Here is an 18697-nt window from a genome sequence, read left to right as displayed (position 1 = left end):
CACGCAGTTATTTGCTAAAATATATGATATGAAACCCCATCGGGAAAAAATGTTTTTCCTATTATAACATTGTTGTTTTAATTTTACTCACTTTGCTGATAAGGAGCTGTGAACGCATGTTTTATGCCTTTAAAGATTTCGAAAAAAAAGAAACGCTTTTAATCGGACTGTTTAAAAAAAGCCGGCTGTACGGTAAGGCTGAAGAAATCGACCGCCTTTTGAACGGCCAGCTTTCTCAGCTGCTGAAAGACGGGGATGTATCTTCCAAAAAAGCGAAAGTGTCTAAAATATTTACCCCTTCGCTTCAGGGAGTCAAACGCATTTATATCGTCGGATTGGGCCGTGAAGCGGAATTTACCTTCGAGGATGCGAAGCAGTGCTTTGCCGAAGCTGTTCAGCTGATTCACAAAGATCGAAAGCAGGAGTTAACCGTCATGCTCGACAGCTTCGTATCCGAAGAAGTCCCAGCTGCTGACGCCGCACATGCATTGGCTGAATCGTGCATGCTGTCATGCTATGAAGTGCAGGATTACAAGCACAGATCAAATGTGCCTGATCAATGTCTGCAAAGCGTCTATGTTTTGACAGACCATGACCTGAAGGAGATTCAGGCGAGTCTGCATGTCGGACAGGTGTACGGAAATGCGACGAATTCGGCGAGAACCCTCGTGAACATGCCGGGGAACATGCTGACAGCGGCGGATCTCGCGTCATATGCCGCTGAATTGGCGGCGAAATACGAATTTGAATGTGAAATTCTTGAAAAGGCTGAAATGGAAGAGCTCGGGATGGGCGGTCTCCTCGCGGTCAACCAAGGATCAGAAGAGCCGCCGAAAATGATCGTCTTGAAATATCAAGGAAAAGAAACATGGGATGACGTCATCGGTTTAGTCGGCAAAGGGATTACGTTTGATACCGGAGGCTATTCGATTAAGACAAAGAGCGGGATTGTCGGCATGAAGTCCGATATGGGCGGAGCCGCCAGCGTTTTGGGAGCGATGGAAGCGATCGGCGAATTGAGGCCGGAACAAAACGTGCTTGCCGTGATTCCGTCGACTGATAACATGATTTCGGGAAGCGCAATGAAGCCGGACGACGTCATCGTTTCCTTGAGCGGCAAGACGATTGAGATCTTGAATACGGACGCCGAAGGAAGGCTGGCGCTCGCTGACGGACTGACATATGCGAAGCACCACGGAGCTTCCGTGCTGATCGATGTCGCGACACTGACCGGAGGCGTCGTCGTAGCTCTGGGAACGGAAACGACGGGAGCGATGACAAATCATGATCCGCTTTATCAGCAGGTGAGACAGGCGGCTGAAGAAGCGGGAGAAGCGATTTGGCAGCTTCCGATTACTGAAAAAGACAAAAAAAGAGTAAAAAACAGCCAAATGGCCGATCTTAACAATTCACCGGGCAGGGAAGGCCATGCGATTATGGCCGGAACGTTCCTCGGCGAATTCGCCGAGCAGACGCCATGGGTTCACCTTGACATCGCCGGAACGGCAACGACAGCTCAAAACTCATGCTTTGGACCGAAAGGCGGAACGGGCGTGATGGTGAGAACGCTTGTCACGTTTGTCGAGCGGTTTTCGGGAAATTTGTAGTCTTTCATCCCCTTTGCTAGAAGGGGATTTTTTTATGGAAAAAACGCAGATGTCTCATTGACGCATTCATAAAACATGTGGTAATATACGTTCATTACTTTAATTATCTACTACATTAGCAAACTAAAGTGTTTGTTCGGAGGTTTCAAATATGAATGCAGTTGTGATTGCTGTTATTGTGATGCTTATATTAAGCCTGCTGCGGGTCAATGTCGTTCTAGCCCTGATTGTGGGCGCTCTTGCCGGCGGTCTGACGGGCGGTCTCGGTCTCGGCCAGACGGTCAGCGTATTTACGGAAGGACTCGGAGGCAACGCAACCGTCGCAGTCAGCTACGCGCTCCTTGGCGCTTTTGCAGTCGCTTTGACGAAAACGGGTCTTCCGGATGCCATGGTTGAAGCTGCTGTCAAGCTGATCGGCAAAGAAGGCGATACAAGGCGCAAAACCCTTTCAAAAGCGCTGATCGTCTTCGTGATTTTAATTATTTCTTGTATGTCTCAAAATGTCGTTCCGGTTCATATCGCATTTATTCCTGTTTTAATTCCGCCGTTATTGAAAATTTTGAATGAGCTGCAAGTGGACCGCCGCCTGATTGCGTGTGCGATGACATTCGGATTGACAGCTCCGTATATTTTGCTTCCCGTCGGCTTCGGCCAGATTTTCCAGGGGATTTTGAAAGACAATATGAAAGATGCAGGCCTTTCTGTCACATTGGCTGATATTCCAATCGCCATGATCATTCCGATTGTCGGGATGATTGCCGGTTTGGCCGTTGCTGCTTTTGTGTACCGCAAACCCCGCACATATGAAATGAAGGAAATCGCCGGTCAAAAGTCGGCGTCCTATACGAAGAAAAGCCTTTCGATTGCCGTTTTGGCCATCGCTGTATCATTAAGCGTACAGCTCTATTTGTCTCAGAGCTTAGACGTCGACGGAATGATCTTGGGCGCGCTCAGCGGTTTGGCGGTCTTGTTTTTAAGCGGAGCGATGAAGCGCGGCGAAGCGGACGAATTGATCACTAACGGCATGAACATGATGGCGTTTATCGGATTTGTGATGCTGGCCGCGGCCGGTTTTGCCAATGTGCTTGAAAAAACGGGCGATGTCAAAGCGATTGTTGAAGCGTCAACAGGTTTCATCAGCAATAATCAGGTGCTCGGCGCATTGCTGATGCTGGTTGTCGGCTTATTGATCACAATGGGGATCGGTTCCTCATTTGCGACGATTCCGATTATCGCAACGATATTTGTTCCGCTTTGCATGCAGCTTGGCTTCAGCCCGATGGCGACAATCGCCATTATCGGGACGGCCGCAGCTCTCGGAGACGCCGGTTCACCTGCGAGCGACAGCACGCTTGGACCGACATCCGGCTTAAATGCAGACGGACAGCACCACCACATTTGGGACACCTGTGTTCCGACATTCATCTTCTATAATATTCCGCTGATTTTGTTCGGCTGGATCGCGGCGATTGTTCTTTAAAAAAATTCCCCTCAAAACGAGGGGAATTTTTTTCTACGTTTGTTAAAATAAAATGAGAACCGCACCACGGGCTCTCTTTATTAAAAAGTCGGATTTCTTCTGAAGCCTGCGCCTTTTTGAACCGCCCGGAAAACCTTTGAGGCGAGCGCGGCGAGCAGAACGGAGAATGCCAAGTCTTTCACGAAGAACCAGGCCATCATTTTCCAAACGGCTGAATATGACATCGGTGTATTGAGCCAAGTGGAAAAAGCGAGATACGTATAGTTGACGCCGATCAGATAAATGATCAGCGTACCGATCAATGAGGCTGCGAAAAAGTGGCCTGTTTTCGGTTCGGATAGTTTGTCCGTGATCCAGCCCGCGGCATATGCGGCAGGAATATAGGATAGAATAAAGCCTGCGCTTCCTTTAAAAAGAACGGAAATACCGCCTGAAAAAGAAGCGAATACCGGAGCGCCAATAAAGCCGACTAACGCATAGACAATCATGGACAGCGCACCTAATTTACGGCCGAGCAAAAGTCCGGCAAGCAAACAGAAGAAAGGCTGCATCGTAAGCGGAATACCGCCGATTTGCAGAAACGGGGCAAACGAAGTGATATTAGCGCCGATCCCCATCAGAGCGGCAAACATTCCGACAAGCGCCATATCGCCGGCGCGAAGTTTTTTATTATTCATGATCTTTGTTCCTCCTCAGTGATTCACACAACTTTATCGTAAGAGATCACAAAATAGTTTGTCAACCACTTTTTTATTCGAGTTAACAAAGGGGGTTCTTTCGTGTTTTTTGGGAAAACAAAACCGCACAAGTCCGACAGGGTGCCTCCAAACCAAAATGTCACAACATCTTTTCCTGTTCTTCATGCAGGACATGTTCCGGAATACGAAGACCTGTCAAAATGGAATTTGCAAATTTACGGACTTGTCGAACAGCCGCTCCTGCTGACGTTGGATGATCTTCATGAGATGCCGCAAAGCGAAGTGTCCAATGACATTCATTGTGTAACAGGCTGGTCCAAGCTCGATAATGTTTGGGAAGGGATCAAGACAAAGGAGATCGCTGAAAGAGTAAAGCCGCTTCCGGAAGCCAGATTTGTCATCTTGCATGCAGAGGAAGGCTGGACGACGAATGTTCCGCTCGAAGACTTTTTGAAGGATTCGTCTCTTTTGGCTCATTCCCATAACGGCGCCCCGCTCACGCCGGAGCACGGCTTTCCGCTCAGAGCGGTGATGCCGCATTTGTATTTTTGGAAAAGCGCCAAATGGCTGAGGGGCATTCAGTTTACAAAGGAAAACCATCCGGGCTTTTGGGAGAAAAACGGCTACCATCTTAGGGGAAATCCGTGGAAAGAAGAAAGATACAGCTTTGATTAGCGGGGAGGATGAATATGTTTTTCGTACAGCTGTTCATATTTTTAATGCTGAGCGCCTGTTTTTGGCTTTTCATTGCATCATTCAAGAAAAAGGCTTTTGCTGTTTTATTATTGCTGACGGCTGCGGCAGTTCTGGCACTGTTTGCCGCAGTCGGCGATGCCTCTGACCGGGCGCTGTGGAGAATCGTCCTGTTTGGGGCGGTTCCTGTTTCTGCAATTGCGGCAAAATTGATTCAGGATCGCCGGAAAACGGAATCATAAAAAAAAGACAGAGCTTCGGGCATATTTTCCGAGGCTCTGTTTTTTTGATGCTATGCGCCGGCGGCTGACGACGAATTTTCGATCGCAAGCTCTGCGGGAACGTAGCCATAGTTTAAGTCCCTGGCTACGGCTTCATAAGTAATATGGCCGTTTGCTGTGTTGACGCCGGCTTTTAGCGCAGGGTTTTCAAGAATCGCTTTTTCCGCGCCTTTGTTCGCGATTTCAAGCGCATACGGAACTGTTACATTCGTCAGCGCAACTGTAGATGTCCGCGGAACGGCGCCAGGCATGTTGGCAACAGCGTAATGGACGACTCCGTGTTTGACATAGGTCGGATTGTCGTGGGTTGTGATGTGATCCACCGTCTCGACGATGCCGCCTTGATCGATTGCGACGTCAACAATCACAGAGCCCGGTTTCATCTGTTTGACCATCTCTTCCGTCACTAAAGTCGGCGCTTTGGCACCCGGGATCAGAACCGCGCAGATGAGGAGGTCGGCTTCCGCTACGGCATCGGCGATGTTGACCGGATTGGACATCAATGTTTTAATTTGATTGCCGAATTGATCATCAAGCTGGCGCAGGCGATCCGCGCTTAAATCGATCATCGTCACGTCGGCTCCGAGGCCCGCCGCGATTTTTGCCGCATTTGTGCCGACAACGCCTCCGCCGATGATCGTCACTTTCCCGCGCGCGACTCCGGGTACACCGGCCAATAATATGCCTTTTCCGCCTTTCGGCTTTTCGAGGAACTGCGCGCCGATTTGGGCGGCCATCCGCCCGGCTACCTCAGACATCGGCGTCAGCAAAGGAAGGGAACGGCCATTGCTGACGGTTTCATAGGCGATGGCTGTCACGCCTTTCTGCTTTAATGCTTCAGCCAAGGAAGGCTCTGCGGCTAGATGCAGGTAGGTGAACAAGATGAGACCTTCTCTAAAATACGGATATTCTTCAGGGAGCGGCTCTTTGACTTTCATCACCATTTCAGCCGCTTCCCAGACGGCTTCCGCTTGTTCTGAGATCTCGGCTCCCACTGAGACGTAATCCTCATTTTCAAACCCGCTTCCAGTCCCCGCGTCTTTTTCCACGATGACGCGGTGTCCTGCCGCGATCAATTGAGAAGCCGCACCGGGAGTCAAAGCAACACGGTTTTCATTGTTTTTGATTTCTTTCGGTACGCCGATAATCATCCGATCATTCCTCCTTTTTCTGTAAAAATGCTGTTGCTTTAGTTTATACTGACTTTTTAGAATTTTCTTTGTTTGAATCGAAAAATAAAAAAACATGCATTTGTGGAATTTCACAAATGCATGTTGCGAAGCTTGATTTCAAGATAAATCGTAAATTTTTCATTGATGTTTTTTAAATCGATTTCGGCGATTTTGCTGATGCGTTTCAGCCTGTAATTCAGCGTGTTGACGTGAATGTTCAGCTTTTTTGCGGCGGTGTTGACGTTGCTGTCGCATTCGATGAATTGTTCAAGCGTCTCGACAAGATTGGAGTGGTGCTCTTTATCATATGCTTCAAGCTGCATTAAAGAATAGTTTGGATAGCTTGCATGTTTCCGTTTTTCGCTGAGCACGTCGAGATACTGGTAGATGCCGAGCTCTGAAAAGCTGACGAGGTGCCTTGTCTCATCGGGAAAACGCTCCTTGACCTTCAGCGCCGAGAGCGCTTCCTGATAAGACTGGTGTACAAGGGTGATCAAGCTGTACATTCCGCCGATCGCGATCGTGCAGTTATTCAGTTTATAGCGCTCTTCAAGTTGCTTTTGTATATTCGCGGCAAATTGCTTTAAATCATTGAACGGCTGCCCTTTTTGCCCCGTTTTTGGCGAAGCGAGGACAATCAGCTCATTATAGTCGATTGTAGCCAGAAGGATTTGCAGCTGCTGCGTCGTTTCCAGCAAGTAATGGAGCTGCTTTTCGGTTTTTTCTTCGATTTCGTCTTTCAGCCGGATGATGATGACCGAATAAGTTGAAGGAACTCCGATGCCAAGCTGGTGAAAGCCGTCGGAGATTTCCTGATCTTCCGAAATGTGCCCGGTCAATAGCTTCCAGAAAAATTCCTGGCTGCGCTGTTCATTTTTTCTTTTTCGGACCTGATAAGGCAGCAGCTTGTTCTTTACGGAATCCGCGGCCAGCTTCAAAAGGTGAAGCTCGTCTTCCGACAGCGTTTTTTGGCTTTCCAGCGCCCAGATAAAACCGATAACCTCGCTGTTTTTCCAGATTGAAATCGCCACGCGGCTCGACAGGCCGACTTCATCGATTTGTTCGACCCTGATCGGTTCGTCGGTTTTCATCAAGGCGGGAATCGTTCCATCCTTCCAAAGCTTGTTGATGACTTTTTCCGGAACGCGCCTTCCGATGATTGTTGACGTTCTCGCCGGGTCCGTGTAGTCGCTGTGGGTGCTGTAAGCAAGGAGGCGGTGGTTGATGTCTTCTATCGTAATCGGACAGTCCAGCACCTCGCTGATATGATCTGCCACATCTTCTAAACGGTCATATTGATATTTAAAAGGATTGTTTCGATTGTTCATAAAAAACCCCTACTTTTTATGTTTGCATGAAAAAATTTTGACATATACCCATCTTACTTTTATTATGAATATAGTTGTTTGTTAAAATCAACAAAAAAGTCGCTGGTGATTTATTATTTTTCATAAACACGGCGATGTATTAAACCAAATTTAATTATTCTGAAATAAGAGGAGTAGGAACATTGGCGATTCTAGAGAAAATCAACGGCTTTTTATGGGGAGTCCCGGGCATCGTTATGCTTGCGGGAACCGGTTTATTTCTGACGTTCATCCTGCGGGGGCTTCAATTTAAAAGATTGATATATGCATTCAAACTTGCATTCGGGAAAGAAAAAGAATCAGCCGGAGCAGACGGTGATGTCAGCAATTTCAAGGCGCTGATGACAACGCTTGCCGGAACGATCGGAAATGGAAATATTGCCGGTGTAGCCACGGCGATTACGGTTGGAGGTCCGGGGGCTTTGTTTTGGATGTGGCTCGTCGGTCTTTTAGGGATGGCTACAAAATACAGCGAAGCATTGCTCGCCACGAAATACCGCGTCAAAAATGAGCGGGGCGAATATTCGGGCGGGCCGATGTACTATGTCGAAAAAGGGCTCGGGAAGAAGTGGAAGCCGCTTGCCGTTTTATTTGCATTGTCAGGTGTGCTTGCCTCTTTTGGAATCGGGGATTCCGTCCAGTCCAACACGATTTCGGAAGTCGTTACACAGAGCTTCGGGATTCCCGGCTGGATCATCGGCCTTGTGCTCGCGGTATTGACGGCTGCGATCATCTTCGGCGGTTTTCAGCGTGTCAGCACGGTTGCGAGCATTTTTGTGCCGGTCATGGCGATACTTTATATCGGCGGATCACTGATCATTATTTTCCTTCATTATGATCAAATCATTCCGGCGTTCCAGCTGATTTTTTATCACGCCTTCAACCCGGTGTCAGCCGCGGGGGGCTTTACTGGCATGGTCGTCTCTGAGGCGATCAGAAACGGAATGTCGAAAGGAATCTTTTCAAATGAAGCTGGTCTTGGTACCGCTGCTTTAATCGCAGGAAACGCGAAATCCGATCACCCCGTCAAGGCCGCTTTGGTTGCGATGACGGGAACTTTCATCGTTACATTGATCGTTTGTACGATGACGGGGCTTGTCCTCATTATCACGGGATTCTGGGATCCTTCAGGCGGTCTGCTTTCTGGTGTTGCCCACGATGCATCGCTTGATGCCGGCGCGCTGACAAACGCCGCGTTTGCTTCTTCGCTGGGAGCCGCGGGCAAATACATCGTCACGTTTTCGGTGATTTTCTTTGGCTACTCAACCATTGTCGGTTGGTATGTATATGGAGAAAAATGTCTGGAATATTTAGTTGGTTTAAAATGGGTGCCGCTTTACCGTGTCGTTTATGTCATTGCTGCATATTACGGTGCAGTCGCAAGCCTGAATACTGTATGGGCTTTTGCCGACGCGGCAAACGCATTAATGATGATCCCGAACTTGATCGCCCTTGTGCTCTTATGGAAAGTCATTCGCGCGGAAACTGACGATTTCTTTTTGCACCACTATAATAAGGAAAAACAAAAGTCAGCCGGCTTGAAAGCGGGCTGATCAAGACAAGCCTGCCTCTAAGAGAGGCGGGCTTTTTTGCGCATAGGCAATCCTTCCTTTATCCTATGGAAACGCTTTAGTCTCAGATAGTCACATTGAACCATGCCTTTTGATGCGAATGTTCCGAAAGAAGAAAATTGAGATATTTTTACTAGATTTCTATAATTTTTGCTGGGTGGAAATAGAGGAATGATAAACCTTTAGACTCATTTTGTAAAATAACAACAGATTTGTTTGACTGTGCCTCAATCTTGTTTTTATAATAAAAGCGTTCAAAAAAATAAGTTATTTAGCCCATATCTAGGGCGAATAGCGCAGGAGGTATAAGGAATATGTCAGGAATCATTCGTGTTACGCCGGCTGAACTGCGGCAAATGGCTGACAGATATCAAAAAGAAAGCGGAGATGTGACTGAGCAGGTCAATCAGCGTCTTGATCAAATGATCAACCAGCTTCAAGATATGTGGGAAGGTGAATCAAGCCGTGCGTTCTCAGAGCAATACCAAGAGCTAAGACCTTCTTTTATTAAAATGGCTGAACTTCTAAGCGACGTTTCTAAACAGCTTCATCAGACTGCTAACACTCTTGAAAGCACTGACCAAGACATCGCTAGCCAAATCCGCGGCTAATTTACAGATTAGAAGAATGAGAGAAGCGCCTAATTCAAAAGAAGATGACGGCGCTTTTTCTATTGAGAGGTGATGAACTGGTGTATGTTGACATTACCATCGATTTAAAACATTACGACGGCAGCGTCTTTGACCTCAGACTGTCGGATTACCATTCTGTTAAAAAGGTAGTCGACATTGCGTGGCAAGCCAAAAGCATACCGGTGCCTCCCCGGGAAGGCTACTGGGTAAGGGTGACAAATAAAGATGCCGTTTTTTCAGGCGAATATACATTATCGCAATGCGGAATTACGACAGGTGACCGTCTGGAAATATTATGAAAGGATCTGGATGAATGGCAGAGAAAAAGAAAACGTATCTCGAAGACCAATTAGAGGCCGTCATGACGAAAGAAGACGGTACATATATCTTTCGTTTTCAAAGAGAGAAGATCAATCTTGTGAACGGCTTGGAAGCAAACGTCATTAAAGAAGTCGATCCTTCCTTTAATAAAGAAGCCGTCATGACCGATGATGAAGTCCAAATTATGATTCAGCCTCCTTCCGAATATAAAGAATTTCGTTATATAAAAGGGAAAAATAAAAAAAGCAAGTGGCTATTCGCGTACCAGCTCGTGAAAGCCGTTGAAGAACATTCAATTAAAAGGCTGCACCTGATCGCTGCGCCTGAAAACATTGTTTTTGACAAAGGATTGACGCCTAAATTTTTACATTATGGAGTGAAAGAAAGCATTCCGCCATATGAACACGACGAAGAAAGACTTTTCAATGAAGTGAAAGCCGCCGCGGCGCTTGCTGTCGACGGGCAATTTTCTTTTGAAGAGTATTTAAAATACAGCGAAACCATCAAATTTTCAGATCAGGTAAAAGACATCATCACAAGCGGGACATACGGCGATTTGAAAGCCGTCATTCAAAAGAGGATCGATGAACTGGATGCCGAAGAAAAAATGCTTGTCCATCTTCCGAAGAAGAAATGGAAGATTCAAAGGTACATAGGGTTAGGACTAATTTTATGCTTAATACCGGCTGTTTTATTTTCCTTCTATTCATTATTCTTCGCGCAGCCGAAACAGCAGGCGTTTATCGAAAGCAACCGCTACTTCTTAAATAAACAGTACAGCAAAGTCATCAGTACGCTTGATAAATATGATGCCGATGAGATGCCTGATTCTGTTCAGTATCAGCTGGCTTATTCGTATATCATCGTTGACAATGTACTGAAGGAAGCCGATTTACAGGAAGATGCCATGAAGAGCCTGACGCTTCAAGTCGATCCGAATAATTTCCTTTACTGGATTCAGATCGGACGCGGCGCCAATAAAGAAGCGCTTGAGACGGCCCGTAAGCTGGAAAACAATGCACAGATCATGTTGGCACTTATGAAATACACAGATGACATTAAAGCCGATGATAAATTGTCCAGTGATGAGCGGCAGAAACAGCTGGATCCGCTCGAAAAAGAACTTGAAGAATTGAAGCGGACAGCGGATGAACAGAAAGCCAAAACTGAAGAAAACCAGCAGGCAAACACCGAGCAAAACCAGGCGGACGTAGAGGCCGCAAAGGCTGAAACGGAGAAGGCCGAGAAGGAACAGGCGAAAAAAGAAAATAAAGAAAAGGAAGACAAAAAGAAAAAAGATGACAAATAAAAGCGAAAACACCTGTTGTTGGCAGGAGGCGGAGAAATGAGTCTGTTATGGATTTTTTATCATAAAAACTATCAAAAAATAAAACTGGATGATCAGAACAGCCGCACGCTCACCATCGGGCCGGATTTGAAACATTCTGTCACGATTAAGCATTTTTCATTTGAAAAAGGCCCGGTGACACTGGAAAAGCAGAAGGACTCAGACGCTTTGAACGTGCAGCTGGGAGGGGAGACGGTCTCTTCTTTAAAGCTTGGCGGAAAGGCGTCCGTCCAAAGCGGCGCTGAACAGCTGACGCTCTTTTTAGCCGAAGAAGCCGACAGCGTTCCTGCCTACTATTTGGGAGAGAGACAGGAAATCGTCATTTCTTCCCTCGATCAAGAAGCGGATGTTTATTTCAATGAAACGGATTCATTCTTTGGAGAAAAAGGTACGTTCTCTTTCATCCGCCTCGACGGGCAATGGAATGTCCTGCCGAATGACGCGAAAATTTATTTGAACGGAGAAGAAGTGTCCGCCCCTGTCTCCGTGCAAAATGGAGACGAAATCGCATTTGGACTGAATATTCTTCGCATCGTTGAAGACGACCTCTTGGAAATCGAGGGATTCGGGAAGTTTGATACGTCTTTGGAGAACATTCTTAAGCCGAGCTCCGAGACAAAAAATAAATATCCGCAATACCGCAGGCCGCCGAGAATGATTTACGACCTGCCGGATGAAAAAGTATCCTTCAGCTTCCCGGCACAGGAAAGCGACGGAGACAACAGAGGCCTATGGCTGATGATTCTGCCTCCGCTCGTCATGCTGATCGTCATGGGGATCGTGGCGCTCATTCAGCCGCGGGGGATCTTTATCATCGTTTCCCTTGCGATGTTTATGATGACGCTGATTACGTCAACCGTGCAGTACTTCCGCGACAAAAATCAGCGTAAAAAAAGAGAAGAAAAAAGAGAGCGGGTCTATACCCTTTACCTTGAAAACAAAAAGAAAGAGCTGCATGAACTTGCAGAAAGACAAAAGTTCGTACTTGATTTCCATTTTCCTACATTTGAGAGAATGAAATATTTAACAAAGGAGATCAGCGGACGAATTTGGGAAAAATCGATTGAAAGCGCCGATTTTCTGCAAATCCGCCTTGGAACGGGAAATGTTGCATCTTCGTACCAAATCAATTTGAACGGCGGAGATTTGGCCAACCGCGATACAGACCATCTCCTTGAACAAACGCAAAAAATGGAAGAGGTCTACAGAGAGCTGAAAAATGCGCCGATCACTGTGAATCTTGCCGAAGGCCCGATGGGCGTCGTCGGAAAATTGTCCGTCGTCAAAAATGAAATTCATCAGCTTGTCGGCCAGCTCGCATTTTTCCACAGCTATCATGACTTGCGCTTTGTCTTTATTTTTGACGAAGCCGAGTATCAAGAATGGGAATGGATGAAGTGGCTCCCGCATTTTCAGATGCCTCATATTTATGCGAAAGGGTTTATTTACAACGAACAGACGAGAGATCAGCTCCTTTCAAGCATATATGAGATTTTGAGAGAACGGGATTTAGATGAAAACAAAAAGAAGACTTTGTTTAAGCCGCACTTTGTGTTTATCATCACAAATCAGCAGCTCATCGCAGAACACGTCATTTTAGAATATTTGGAAGGCAAGCAGAAACACCTCGGAGTGTCGACAATCGTGGCGGCAGAGACAAAAGAAAGCCTGTCCGAAAACATTCATACCCTTGTTCGTTATATTACTGAACAGGAAGGCGACATTCTGATCAAGCAAAAGAAAGCCGTCCAGATCCCGTTTCAGCTGGATCACCACAACAGGGAAGACAACGAACAGTTTTCCCGGACGCTGAGAACGCTTGACCACCAGACGGGCATGACGAATTCGATTCCTGATACCGTATCGTTTCTCGAACTGTTCCAAGTGAAGGAAGTCGATGACATCGGCATCGAACAAAAATGGATGACAAGCGAATCGGCCAAATCTTTGGCCGTGCCGATCGGCTATAAAGGAAAAGACGACATTGTTTATTTAAACCTTCACGAAAAGGCGCACGGCCCCCACGGGCTGCTTGCCGGAACGACCGGTTCGGGTAAAAGTGAATTTTTGCAGACTTATATTTTGTCTTTGGCAGTTCACTTTCACCCGCATGAAGTCGCATTTTTGCTAATCGACTACAAAGGGGGCGGAATGGCGCAGCCGTTCCGGAACATTCCGCATTTGCTCGGAACGATTACTAACATTGAAGGCAGCAAGAACTTCAGCAACCGGGCGCTTGCGTCCATTAAGAGCGAGCTGAAGAAAAGGCAGCGGCTCTTTGATCAGTACAAAGTGAACCATATCAACGACTATACAAAGCTTTACAAACAGAAAAAAGCGAAAACGGCGATGCCGCACCTTTTCTTAATTTCAGACGAATTTGCCGAGCTGAAAAGCGAAGAACCGGAATTTATCCGCGAGCTTGTCAGTGCGGCAAGGATCGGGCGAAGCCTCGGGGTGCACTTAATCTTGGCGACGCAAAAACCGGGCGGCATCATCGATGACCAGATTTGGAGCAACTCCAGATTCAAGGTCGCCTTGAAGGTGCAGGATGCGAATGACAGTAAAGAGATCCTCAAAAACGGGGATGCGGCTACCATCACGGTAACGGGCCGCGGCTATTTGCAAGTCGGCAACAACGAGGTGTATGAACTGTTCCAGTCTGCATGGAGCGGAGCCCCTTACATGGAGGACGGCTACGGCACAGAGGATGAAGTGGCGATCGTCACAGATACCGGATTAATTCCTTTATCAGATGTTGATGCTGATCGCGCTGCGAAAAAAGAGGCTGTGACGGAAATTTCGGCAGTCGTCGAACAAATTGAACGGATTCAAGCGGAGATGGGAATCGAGAAGCTCCCGAGCCCTTGGCTGCCGCCGCTTGAAGAACGCATACCGAAAACGCGCTATCCGTCGGAGGAAGCCGATGCCTTTAACTTTGCCTATATCGATGAACCTGAAAAGCAAAGCCAGGAGCCGATCAGCTACCGCATGATGGAAGACGGCAATATCGGCATCGTCGGCTCGTCAGGCTACGGAAAATCCCTGACAGCCACGACGTTCATGATGAGCTTTGCCGAACAGTATACGCCGGAAGAATTGCATTACTACATTTTCGACTTTGGCAACGGAACGCTGCTTCCGCTTGCAAGGCTTCCGCACACCGCGGATTATTTCCTGATGGACCAAACGAGAAAAATCGAGAAATTTATGGTCCGGATCAAGGCGGAAATCGAGCACAGGAAAAATCTCTTCCGTGCAAAAGAAATCAGCCATATCAAGATGTACAATGCGCTGAATGAGGAAAAGCTGCCGTTTATTTTCATAACGGTCGACAACTTTGACATCATTAAAGACGAAATGCATGAACTCGAAAGCGAATTTATCCAGTTTTCACGAGACGGCCAGTCGCTTGGAATTTATTTAATCCTGACCGCGACAAGGGTCAATGCAATCAGACAGTCGCTCTTGAACAACCTGAAAACGAGGGTTGTCCACTATCTGATGGATCAGTCTGAAGCATATTCGATTATCGGAAGGCCGGAATTCAGCCTTGAACCGATCCCTGGACGCGTTATTATCAATAAAGAAAACCAATACTTCGCACAAATGTTTATGCCTGTGGAAGCGGACAACGATATCGAGCTGTTTGAAGGGATCAAAGCCGACATTCAGGCGATCGCAGAACGCTCGGAAGGCATGAGAAAGCCGGCGCCTGTGCCGATGCTGCCGCTCGAGCTTTCCGTCACACAGTTTGTGAGAGATTATCCGCTTCAGCCTGAAAGAGGCCTTATTCCAATGGGACTCGATGAAGAAACTGTCGAACCCGTATACTTTAATCTTGAGAAAAATAAGCACTGCCTCATTATGGGTCAGACGCAGCGCGGAAAAACAAACGTCATCAAGATCATGCTCGAGCACCTGCTTGACCATGACACGAAAAAAATCGCCGTGTTTGATTCGATAGACAGAGGGCTTTCTCAATATGCGACAGAGGATCAAATCAGCTATCTAGAAACAAAAGACGACATTCTGCTCTGGCTCGCTGAGACGGAAGAAATTTGCCGGACAAGGGAAGCGATGTATTTGGAAGCCGTTAAACAAGGAGAAATCGCCAACCTTGATTTCTCACCGATGGTCTTTATTGTCGACGGAATTTCACGGTTCCAGCAGACGATCGACGCATCGATTCAGGACAAAATGGCGATGTTCATGAAATCTTACGCCCATTTAGGTTTCCACTTTATACCTGCCGGAAATCACAGCGAGTTCACAAAAGGCTATGATTCGCTGACAAGCGAAGTCAAGCAGGTCAGACACGCGATGCTATTGATGAAAAAATCCGAGCAGAACTTGATTCAGCTCCCATATGAACGCCAGGAGCCGGAAATTCTGCCGGGCTTTGGCTATATCGTTGAAAACGGCAAAGAGAGGAAAATTCAAATTCCTTTATGTGCTGTAGAAAGGAAGAAAGCGAAATGACGGAACAACAAAAAAGCACGCTGAAAATTATCAGCGCCATCGTCACGATCATCTTGCTGCCCGTCCTGTTTTTTCATTTCATCGGTGAGAACCCGACGAAAAAGGTATCGAACGCGACAAGGGAAATCGCCGTTGTCAATGAGGATACCGGCGTTTTGAAAGATGACGGAACCGTTGATCAAGATGCGCTGCTGGGAAACGAAATCTCGGCTTCCCTGGTTGACCGTCCGGATTATAAATGGACGGTCGTCAACCGGAGCGCAGCAGAAAGCGGACTTGCGGAGAAGCAATACGATGCGATTGTCTACATTCCGTCGGACTTTTCGCAAAACATTTTAAGCTACAACCATGAGCGTCCGCAAAAAGCGGAGCTGGAATTCAAAATTCAGGACCAGCTCGACGCCGTCAACAAGGAAAAAGTCCAGCGCGAGCTTCAGGACGCGCAAAAAACGGTGAGCAAGAAAATGTCTTCCCTGTACTGGCGCTTTGTCAAACAGGGAGTCAAAAAGGTCAGAAAAGAGTTTGACAGCATCGTAAACAAAGAGTCGGAGTTCCAAAACGCGATGTACAATTTTTACAAGCCGAGCTCCAACAATTTAGCTGGCGAAGTAGAAAGACAAAAAGAGATGATCGACAGACTGAAAGAATCGATCAATGAAACAGAAGGCACATCAAAAGAACGCAACGCAAGCGTCGAAGAATCCAAAAAACAATTGGACAGCTTCGTCGACAACGTCAATCAATACAAACAATATCAAGAGAAGCAGTCGGAGCTGCTGATGGCTGCACAAGCGGACAGCGAAGGCCAGATTCAAGACGGACTTACGGTGATTAAGGAAAAGCAGTCCAGCGCAACAAGCCGTTTCAATGAACAAATGAGCGGCATGGCCGCTTCGTTCAACGGCTTGCAAAATCAATTCAGCCTGACTGCGAACTCTTTTCAAAACCTGCAAACGATGCGGGAAAATCAGGTGCCTTTACAGGCGATTGGGATTGAAAGTATTCAGAAACAGTTGATCGATGATTATCAGGATCAAACGAAACTAGAGAGACTCAGAGGGCTTCAACCTGATTTAATTTCAATGCGGTCAGAACTGGCTAAAGGCTCAGAAGATGATTCAAATGATAACCCAGGTAATGAAGATAAAGAAGATCAGGATAAAGGTGATGAAGAAGAACCAAAAGATCTAAAAATTGATCTTCAAGAACAGCAAGATGAATTGAAGAGCATTGCGGCTGATCTTAAAGAATTATCGGACGGGCTAAAGGATTCCTCAGGGAATGATGGCGACAATTCAGGAGATAAAGAACCATCTGCCGGAGACCCGAATCAAGGACAAGAACCTTCCCCTGGAACCGGGGAAAACGGTCAGCAAGGCGACGCGGCAACTCCTTCAGATGAGATAAATGATCAAGGGACGGGTGAAGATGATCAACAGCTGAAACCTGGAAACGAACAACCGGAAGATGAGAATGCTAAGTTAAAAGAACAATTGAACGAAGCCGCAGCAAGGCTTGAAAAATTGGAAGAAGATCTTCGTGCTAAACAGGACACTCATAACGAAGAGCTGGAAAAACAGATTGAAAACTTAAATAAGAAAATTAGTAGTCTGAAAGAAAACATTAAGGATTTAAAGCATGAAATCAAAGATTTGAAAGTGGATATTGAGAATCTCAATAAAAATTTTGATGTAATCTATGATAGTATTAAAAAAATTGAAAATGGCATATTAGAGTATCTTCCGAAAGATAGTGATCGAAGAGAAACGTTAAGCAAGGCTTTTGAGTCAACGATTCGTACGAGAGATGTAGACCAGTTACTTAAATACTATAAGTTACTTTCAAACTATGAAACAACGCTATACGGATCAGTAGATTATACAATTAAGAACAATGTCATCTCCGCGAAAAAAGACAGCGTGAATACCGTCCTTAAAATCGGTGAAACCGAAGCGGAAAAATGGAGCAATTTAAAAAACAACATGCTGTCTACAAATGAAGATATTGAAAATTATACAAAAGACATGACCGATTTCGTCAAAAGCTACGGCGATTTCATTAATGAGAAGCAGACTGACGTGCTGAATGAGCTCAGCACGATTTCAGACAGAGCAAATGCCGTATCTGAACAGCTGCGCAATCCGGAAGGCGCCGGAACAGCAGTCATGGAGGGAGATGCGACAGATGGAACGATGGTCATCAGCATGCAGGATACGCTTGGAAATGACATTTTGCAGCTGTCCAACATGCTCGGTTCCTTGTCGGAAACGCAATCAGGCGTCATCGAGTACACGAGCAATATTCAGGAAAGTGTAAACGATGTTCAGAAAAAAGCGGATACCCTGAATTCAAACTGGGGTCAAAATGTCGCGACGACAAAGCTTATCCGCGGAGACGTATACGGCATTCTCGGAAATGCGTTCGGAGGAAACGACGGATACGTATACGATCATCTGGCAAGTCCGGTGAAAATCAGCGGGGATGTTCCAGAGTCAAAAGCGCAAAACGTACCGCCGGTCGTCATTCTCGTGATTGTGATGCTTTCCAGCTTGCTGATCGGATATTTCAGCCACCATTATCAAAATGCTCCGCTATTAGTCAGGGGCGCGCTGTTCGGCATTTTGAATATCATTGTCGGACTGATGATCAGCCTGTTCGGTTTGAACATTTACTCACTCGCAGACGATCAGGCCGTCATGTGGTCGGTCTTTACGATCTTGCTGCTTGTCGCAAGTTCAGCCATTATCCGGACGGCGTTTATGCTGGGATCGATCGCAGGCGGAATCGCGACAGCCGCCATGGTGCTGTTCTATGTAGCGCCGCTGCTTGACCTGGCGATGCCGAACTTCAGCTTTAACAATCCGGTATCAACCGTATATATGTCGATTCAGTACGGAACTGGAAGCCAGTTTGCACTCGGAATCGGAGCATTAATTTTAATCACGATCATCGCAATTGCTGTTCCTTTTATTGTCGATTTTGCAAAATCAAGAACAGAAGAAAGCGAGACTGACCATGATGCGTAATGCGAAATGGGGAAAGAAG

13 protein-coding genes are annotated in these 18697 nt (G+C 46.6%); 10 read left to right on the top strand and 3 right to left on the bottom strand.

Going from position 1 to position 18697, the window contains the following annotated elements:
- Positions 1 to 116: 116 nt before the first annotated feature.
- Both MKY62_RS16835 and MKY62_RS16830 read left to right on the top strand, forming a co-directional pair.
- Positions 117 to 1607 (top strand): leucyl aminopeptidase, encoded by a 1491-nt coding sequence (locus tag MKY62_RS16835; protein WP_003184916.1) that lies wholly within the window; start codon positions 117 to 119, stop codon positions 1605 to 1607.
- A 151-nt stretch (positions 1608 to 1758) separates the two neighbouring features.
- The gene (locus tag MKY62_RS16830; RefSeq protein ID WP_003184914.1) at positions 1759 to 3087 is read left to right on the top strand and encodes a Na+/H+ antiporter family protein; all 1329 of its coding nucleotides are present in this window, start codon (positions 1759 to 1761) and stop codon (positions 3085 to 3087) included.
- An 80-nt stretch (positions 3088 to 3167) separates the two neighbouring features.
- On the opposite strand, the gene MKY62_RS16825 is transcribed toward MKY62_RS16830, so the two are convergent.
- Positions 3168 to 3764, bottom strand: a complete 597-nt coding sequence (locus MKY62_RS16825) for a biotin transporter BioY (protein WP_003184912.1) — start codon at positions 3762 to 3764, stop codon at positions 3168 to 3170.
- A 102-nt stretch (positions 3765 to 3866) separates the two neighbouring features.
- On the opposite strand from MKY62_RS16825, the gene MKY62_RS16820 reads away from it, so the two are divergent.
- Entirely contained in the window at positions 3867 to 4460 is a 594-nt protein-coding gene (locus tag MKY62_RS16820) for a sulfite oxidase-like oxidoreductase (RefSeq protein ID WP_003184910.1), read from the top strand.
- 14 nt (positions 4461 to 4474) lie between these two features.
- A complete protein-coding gene (locus MKY62_RS16815; protein WP_003184908.1) occupies positions 4475 to 4720 on the top strand; it encodes a hypothetical protein in 246 nt (81 codons plus the stop codon).
- A gap of 50 nt (positions 4721 to 4770) precedes the next feature.
- On the opposite strand, the gene ald is transcribed toward MKY62_RS16815, so the two are convergent.
- Both ald and MKY62_RS16805 read right to left on the bottom strand, forming a co-directional pair.
- Complete coding sequence (ald, locus tag MKY62_RS16810; RefSeq protein ID WP_003184907.1) at positions 4771 to 5910, bottom strand: alanine dehydrogenase; 1140 nt, start codon at positions 5908 to 5910, stop codon at positions 4771 to 4773.
- A 110-nt stretch (positions 5911 to 6020) separates the two neighbouring features.
- Positions 6021 to 7259 carry a PucR family transcriptional regulator gene (locus tag MKY62_RS16805; RefSeq protein WP_003184905.1) on the bottom strand — a complete coding sequence of 413 codons (1239 nt, stop codon included), beginning with the start codon at positions 7257 to 7259 and terminating at the stop codon, positions 6021 to 6023.
- A gap of 182 nt (positions 7260 to 7441) precedes the next feature.
- On the opposite strand from MKY62_RS16805, the gene MKY62_RS16800 reads away from it, so the two are divergent.
- From MKY62_RS16800 to esaA, 6 genes are all read left to right on the top strand, one after another.
- Positions 7442 to 8851, top strand: a complete 1410-nt coding sequence (locus tag MKY62_RS16800) for a sodium:alanine symporter family protein (RefSeq protein ID WP_003184902.1) — start codon at positions 7442 to 7444, stop codon at positions 8849 to 8851.
- Between the two features lie 332 nt (positions 8852 to 9183).
- Positions 9184 to 9480, top strand: coding sequence for a WXG100 family type VII secretion target (locus MKY62_RS16795; protein ID WP_003184900.1), 297 nt, complete (start codon positions 9184 to 9186; stop codon positions 9478 to 9480).
- An 80-nt stretch (positions 9481 to 9560) separates the two neighbouring features.
- On the top strand, positions 9561 to 9800 hold the full coding sequence (locus MKY62_RS16790) for an EsaB/YukD family protein (RefSeq protein WP_011198257.1): 240 nt from the start codon (positions 9561 to 9563) through the stop codon (positions 9798 to 9800).
- A 14-nt stretch (positions 9801 to 9814) separates the two neighbouring features.
- On the top strand, positions 9815 to 11131 hold the full coding sequence (gene essB / locus MKY62_RS16785) for a type VII secretion protein EssB (protein ID WP_009329517.1): 1317 nt from the start codon (positions 9815 to 9817) through the stop codon (positions 11129 to 11131).
- Positions 11132 to 11167: 36 nt separating this feature from the next.
- Complete coding sequence (gene essC / locus MKY62_RS16780) at positions 11168 to 15652, top strand: type VII secretion protein EssC (RefSeq protein ID WP_009329516.1); 4485 nt, start codon at positions 11168 to 11170, stop codon at positions 15650 to 15652.
- Positions 15649 to 18678, top strand: coding sequence for a type VII secretion protein EsaA (gene esaA / locus MKY62_RS16775; RefSeq protein ID WP_003184892.1), 3030 nt, complete (start codon positions 15649 to 15651; stop codon positions 18676 to 18678). Before essC ends, esaA begins: the two co-directional genes overlap by 4 nt.
- Positions 18679 to 18697: the final 19 nt, after the last annotated feature.

This window comes from Bacillus sp. FSL R7-0646 (assembly GCF_037969865.1).
In the GTDB taxonomy this organism is placed as follows: domain Bacteria; phylum Bacillota; class Bacilli; order Bacillales; family Bacillaceae; genus Bacillus; species Bacillus licheniformis.
This window is presented reverse-complemented; position numbering and strand designations above follow the sequence as displayed.